This is a genomic window from Streptomyces sp. NPDC054847, assembly GCF_053610925.1.
This window is the reverse complement of sequence record NZ_JBSGZJ010000459.1, coordinates 1-5651: the sequence shown is the minus strand read 5'-3', so window position 1 is coordinate 5651 and position 5651 is coordinate 1. Positions and strand designations below refer to the sequence as shown.

The 5651-nt window shown below is 72.9% G+C and carries 7 protein-coding genes; 3 read left to right on the top strand and 4 right to left on the bottom strand.

Going from position 1 to position 5651, the window contains the following annotated elements; genetic code table 11:
• Positions 1 to 63: 63 nt before the first annotated feature.
• Both ACWGH4_RS30055 and ACWGH4_RS30050 read right to left on the bottom strand, forming a co-directional pair.
• Positions 64 to 1758, bottom strand: a complete 1695-nt coding sequence (locus ACWGH4_RS30055; protein WP_453466462.1) for an alkaline phosphatase D family protein — start codon at positions 1756 to 1758, stop codon at positions 64 to 66.
• A gap of 106 nt (positions 1759 to 1864) precedes the next feature.
• The gene (locus tag ACWGH4_RS30050; protein ID WP_441262770.1) at positions 1865 to 2527 is read right to left on the bottom strand and encodes an HNH endonuclease family protein; all 663 of its coding nucleotides are present in this window, start codon (positions 2525 to 2527) and stop codon (positions 1865 to 1867) included.
• A gap of 166 nt (positions 2528 to 2693) precedes the next feature.
• Here ACWGH4_RS30050 and ACWGH4_RS30045 point away from each other — a divergent pair, with 166 nt between their 5' ends.
• Together ACWGH4_RS30045 and ACWGH4_RS30040 are read left to right on the top strand one after the other, a co-directional pair.
• Positions 2694 to 3455 (top strand): ABC transporter permease, encoded by a 762-nt coding sequence (locus tag ACWGH4_RS30045; RefSeq protein WP_453466460.1) that lies wholly within the window; start codon positions 2694 to 2696, stop codon positions 3453 to 3455.
• Between the two features lie 314 nt (positions 3456 to 3769).
• Positions 3770 to 4354: a TMEM165/GDT1 family protein gene (locus tag ACWGH4_RS30040; protein WP_441262768.1), complete on the top strand. Its 585-nt coding sequence runs from the start codon at positions 3770 to 3772 to the stop codon at positions 4352 to 4354.
• Positions 4355 to 4362: 8 nt separating this feature from the next.
• Here the strand turns inward: ACWGH4_RS30040 and ACWGH4_RS30035 are convergent, their stop codons facing one another.
• Both ACWGH4_RS30035 and ACWGH4_RS30030 read right to left on the bottom strand, forming a co-directional pair.
• Positions 4363 to 5016: an HAD-IA family hydrolase gene (locus ACWGH4_RS30035; protein ID WP_453466457.1), complete on the bottom strand. Its 654-nt coding sequence runs from the start codon at positions 5014 to 5016 to the stop codon at positions 4363 to 4365.
• 119 nt (positions 5017 to 5135) lie between these two features.
• On the bottom strand, positions 5136 to 5393 hold the full coding sequence (locus ACWGH4_RS30030) for a peptidoglycan-binding domain-containing protein (protein WP_453466455.1): 258 nt from the start codon (positions 5391 to 5393) through the stop codon (positions 5136 to 5138).
• A gap of 1 nt (position 5394) precedes the next feature.
• On the opposite strand from ACWGH4_RS30030, the gene ACWGH4_RS30025 reads away from it, so the two are divergent.
• The coding region (locus tag ACWGH4_RS30025) for a hypothetical protein (RefSeq protein ID WP_453466453.1) at positions 5395 to 5651 on the top strand (257 nt) is incomplete at its 3' end.

Genomic DNA, 5651 nt, shown 5'->3' with positions numbered 1-5651 from the left:
CGTCCTCGGCCGAGCGCCCGGCGGTTTGGCGGGAAAGCGGCGCTCCCCGGGCGCCGAGCCCCGTCAGGAGCCGTCCGTCAGCGGGCGGTCGAACACGGTCGCCAGCCGCCCGCGGCCGTCGGCGCCCTCCGCACCGGCCCGGTCCAGCCGCAGCGATGCCCTCCGCCCTCGCAGGGTCAGGGTCATCAGCTGATTGCCGAACCACGGGCCGCCCCCGCGCCCCCAGCGGACGACAGGTTCGCCGGTACGGCCGTGCCGGGCGAAGAGCCGGCCCAGTCGCCGTCCCGCTCGGCTCCAGCCGAACCGGAAGCCGATCCTCACCGCTTTGGGGACGGAGTTGTGCACGGGCGAACACGTCAGCTGGAGCACCCGCGCGTCCGGGGCGGCGACGGCGCTCGCGGCACCGGAACCGTCCGCCGGATCGCCGGGCCGTTCCGGCTCCGCCACGTACGCGTGATGGACGTCCCCCGAGAGCACGCACACCGTCGCCGGCGCGTCCGGGCCGCTGCCCACCTCGATGATCAGCCGCGTCAGCTCCTCGAACGAGGAAGGGAACGCCGACCAGTGCTCCAGGTCCGCGTGGCGGCGCACCTTCTCCCCGAAGCGCGCCCACCACGCCCCCCGCTCGCCGCGGCACAGTGCCGCGTTCCAGGTCTCCGCGTCGTGGATCAGCGGCGGCAGCAGCCAGGGCAGTGAGGTGCCGAGGAGGAGGTGGTCGTACGAGCCGCGTCCCTCCAGGGCCTGTTCGCGCAGCCAGGCGGCCTCGTCCGCGTCGAGCATGGACCTGTTCTGCTCGTCCAGGACGCGGGCGGCACGGGTGTCGATCATCAGCAGCCGGGTCCGGCCGAAGTCCCGCCGGTAGCTCCAGCGCGCGACGGACGCGTCCCGGTCGGCCGCCTCCGCGAACTGCCGCAGCGCCTGTGTGCCGTCGGGCGCCGACCGCACCGCCTTGTAGAGCGGGTCGGCGGCCAGCTCGGCGGGGGAGAGATTGCCCAGGTGCTGGTACACCCAGTACGACATCAGCGCGCTGAGGATCCGATCCCGCCACCACGGCGTCGCCCGCATCTCGGCCAGCCAGGCCGTGCTGGTGTTCCAGTCGTCGATGACGTCGTGGTCGTCGAAGATCATGCAGCTGGGCACGGTGGAGAGCAGCCAGCGGACGTCGGGGTCACGCCACGATTCGTCGTACAGCCAGGTGTACTCCTCGTAGTTCGCGACCCCGGAGCCCGGCGGCACCTCGCGGTCGCGGCCGGCCGACAGCCGGGCGCTGGTGGCCTCGGAGACCTCGTCCGCGTACACCTGGTCGCCGAGCAGCAGCAGGACGTCGGGGCGCTCCTCCTCGGGTGCCGAGGCCAGCTTGGCGGCGAGGGTGTCCAGGGCGTCGGGACCCACCGGGTCGCGGCCGCGGGCGGGGCGGGCGGCCCAGCGGCAGGAGCCGAAGGTGACCCGCACCGAGTCCGCGGGGACCTCCGGGGTGCGGATGGTGCTGGGCGGGTGGGGGGAGTCGGCGAGCGGCCAGACGCGCTCACCGTCGAGGAACACCTCGTAGGCGGTCGACGAGCCCGGTGTCAGGCCGGTCACGGTGACGAGGGCGTAGTGGTGCCCCGCGACCGTGAACGTGCGGGAAGAGCCGCCGCCGCCCTGCTCGCAGCGGACCTCCGCCGTGCACGGGCGGCCGGTCTCGACCCAGACGGTCGCGGCGGTGCCCGTGTCCCAGTCGACGTGCCGCAGCAGCGGCCCAAGGCGAAGCCCGGTCATGTGATGCCCCTTCCGTCGCCCCGTACGGTACGGAACGACGGAGAGGGGCGGGCCGGTTCCGCGAACCCGTGGTGTGTCCTCGGCGCGGCCCTGTGCGGCGCCCGGGTCAGCAGCCGTTCAGGATGCTCTGCAGCGCGCTCTTCTCCGCCGAGTCGACCTTGAGGTTCCAGTAGTACTTCGTGTGCACCCACATCCGGGCGTACATGCAGCGGTACGACGTGACCGGCGGCAGCCACTCCGCCGGGTCCTGGTCGCCCTTGGACTGGTTGACGTTGTCCGTGACGGCGATGAGCTGCGGGCGGGTCAGGTCGTTGGCGAACTGCTGGCGCTTGGACGTGGTCCAGCTGTTCGCGCCGGAACGCCACGCCTCCGCCAGCGGGACTATGTGGTCGATGTCGACGTCGGAGGCCGCGGACCAGGTGGCGCCGTCGTAGGGGGAGAACCAACGGCCGCTCGTCGCCGCGCAGCTGGAGTCCTGCACCACGTTCGTGCCGTCCCGCTCGAGCACGACCTCGCGGGTGTTGCAGGCGCCCGACTGGGTGATCCAGTGCGGGAACAGATCACGGCTGTATCCGGTGGAGGAGCCCTCCGCGGACACGGTCAGCTGGCTGAGGTAGCTGCGGGCGGTGGTGGCGCTGACCGGGGTGGGCGGGGCGGCCTGCGCGGTGGGAGAGGTGGCCAGCAGGCCCGCCATGGCGAGGGCGGACGTGACGGCGAGCACGGCTGCGCGGCGGACGCCGCGGCTGCGACGCGCGTAGACACCTGACATGCGAACTCCTTCGAGGTGGGGGGAACTTGGCCGTTCGGGCGTGGCCATGTTCGCGGCGCCAGGTTTCTCGGGGATGGGCGCCAGGTAACAGGGTGGCGACATGGGCACGTCACATCAAGGGTTCTGACGCGCCGACATGATCCTTGTGGCGTCGTAATGTTGCGGCGTGCTGCTGCCGGTCAACCTCACCCTCGGGGCCGTACTGGCCGTCCTGCTGGTCGCCGCGGCGACCGTCGCGGCCGTCGCCCACCTCGGGCGTTCCCGCGACATCGCCGTCGCGGGCGTGCGCGCGGCGGTCCAACTCGCCGTCGTGTCACTGGCGATCGGCTGGGTCGTCCGCTCCGTCCCCCTGCTGCTCGCCTTCCTCGTGCTGATGTACGCCGTCGCCGTCCGTACCGCCGGCCGGCGCATCACCGCCAACGGCACCTGGTGGTGGGCCGGTCTGCCGATCGCCGCGGGAGTGCTCCCCGTCGTGGCCGCGCTGCTCCTCACCGGACTGGTGCCGGTGAAGGGCATCACGCTGATCCCCGTGACCGGCATCCTCATCGGCGGCGCCCTGAGCGTGACGGCGGTCGGCGGCCGGCGGGCGCTGGACGAGCTCGAGCAGCGCCGCGGTGAGGTCGAGGCCGGACTCGCCCTCGGCCTGGCCGACCGCGACGCCCGCCTCCAGGTCGCCCGCGAGCCCGCGTCCGACGCGCTGCTCCCCGGCCTCGACCAGACCAGGACCGTGGGCCTCGTCACACTGCCCGGTGCCTTCGTCGGCATGCTGCTGGGCGGCGCCTCCCCCGTGGAGGCGGGCGCGGTGCAGCTCTTCGTACTGGTCGCCCTGATGGCGGTCCAGGCGGTCGCGGTGGCCCTGGTGGTGGAACTGGTGGCAAGGGGACGCCTGCACCGGGACAGCACACGGGGCCCGGACGCCGGGTCCTGACCCGGACCCGCCCGGGAGCTTCCGGAGCGGCCCGGCCGCGGGAACGCACGGCGGCGCTTCGCGTTCGTCGGGGGTCCTCGCGTACTCTGTTCAGCGCAGAAGGGGAGTAGCTCTTCGCCGGACCGTCGACATACTGCTGGGCCTCGTGCCCGGCCGGCGCCCGGAGGCGGCCCGCCAGCGGCGGTCGCCAGCGAGACCTTCGGCCGCAGTGCCCATGTGTCCATCCATGGCGCTGCCGTGCCGAAGCGACCCCTGAAACGCCTCAGGTCACTCTCGGCAGGGCCGCGCCGCGCCTACCGATTGAGGATTCATCCGTGATCAGCTTCACCGTCATGGCGATCACGTTCGGCGTCGTCTTCCTCGCCGAACTGCCCGACAAGACCGCCCTGGCCGGTCTCATGCTGGGCACCCGCTACCGCGCCTCGTACGTCTTCGCCGGTGTCGCGGCGGCCTTCGCCGTCCATGTCGCGCTCGCCATCGCCGCGGGCAGCGTGCTGACCCTGCTGCCGCACCGGCTGGTGCAGGCGGTGGTGGGTGTCCTCTTCCTCGCGGGCGCGCTGATGCTGCTGCTGAAGAAGGGCGACGACGAGGGGGAGACCGTCAAGGCGCCCGCCGACCAGTCGTTCTGGAAGGTCTCGGGCGCGGGCTTCATGCTCATCCTCGTCGCCGAGTTCGGGGACCTCACCCAGATCATGACGGCCAACCTCGCCGCCCGTTACGACAACCCCGTCTCGGTCGGCATCGGCGCCGTGCTGGCGCTGTGGGCCGTCGCCGCCATCGGCATCCTGGGCGGCCGGACGCTGATGCGCTACGTGCCGCTGAAGCTGATCACCAAGGTCGCCGCGTGCCTGATGCTGGCCCTCGCCGGCTTCAGCCTCTTCGAGGCGATCACGGGCTGAGCCGCGGATCAGGCGGCGCGCAGCCCGATCGTGCCGTCGTCGTGCGCGGTGATCGTGAGGCGGGTGAGGTCCGGCACATGGATGTCGGGCTTCATCGCCGCGGCGCGGGGACCCACACCGACGACCCGCATGCCCGCGGCGCGGGCCGCCGTGATGCCGGCCTCCGAGTCCTCGAACGCCACGCAGTCCTCAGGGGCGAAGCCCAGCTCGGCCGCGCCCTTCAGGAAGCCTTCCGGGTCCGGCTTGCTGGCGCCGACGCACTCGGCCGTCACACGGACCTGCGGCATCGGCAGCCCGGCCGCCTTCATCCGGGCCGTGGCCAGCGCGAGGTCGGCCGAGGTGACCAGGGCGTGCGGCAGGGCGGCGACCGCGGCCATGAAGGCCGGCGCGCCGGCGACCGGGACGACGCCGTCGGTGTCGGCGGTCTCCTGGGCGAGCAGCACGCGGTTGTCGGCGTGGTTCTGCTCCATGGGGCGGTCGGGCAGCAGGACGGCCATCGTGGCGTAGCCCTGGCGCCCGTGGACGGTCTTCAGCGCCTCCTCGGCGTCCAGCCCGTGTTCGATCGCCCAGGCCCGCCAGACCCGCTCCACCACCGCGTCCGAATTGACGATGGTGCCGTCCATGTCCAGCAGGAGGGCGCGGGCGGTCAGGACGGTCGTCATACGGACTCCAGAGCGCGGCGGAAGGAAAACAAGCGGCCTCGCCCGCCGGTCAGGGAATACGGGCGAAGCCACTTTGTTCCTTCACGATACAAAACGGGGCGGGGTAAAGCCAATCCGTTTCACGACGACCGTGTCTCGGCCTCCAGCGCCCGACGCGTGTGCGGGCCGTAGACGCCCAGCGGGTCGCCCTGGATGCCGCGGTCCCACTGGTAGACCTTCACGGCCTGCTCCACGTCCTCGTCGAAGCGGCCGTCCGCGTCGTCGTACGGGTACAGCCACAGCTGCCTCAGCCGCTTCTGGAGGTCGACCACCGCCGCACCGCTGTCGCCGCGGCGCAGCGTCCCCCCGGCCGGCTTTCCGGACGGCTCCTCCGACACCGTGCCCGTCTCCTTGGCCGTCGACGCCGGGGCGGACGGACTGGCCGGCCCGTCACCGGTGCTCGGGCTCGTACGGGGCGCGGACCTCGACGGCGACGGCGACGCGGACGCCGAGGCGGACGGCGAGGCCGAGGCCGACGGGGAGGACGAGGCGGAGGCCGACGCGCTCGCGGAGGCCGACTCCGAAGGCGCTTCCGACACCGCGCTGGCGGTCGGAGCGCTGGTGCTGGTGTCCGGCGGCAGCGCACGGTCCTGCTC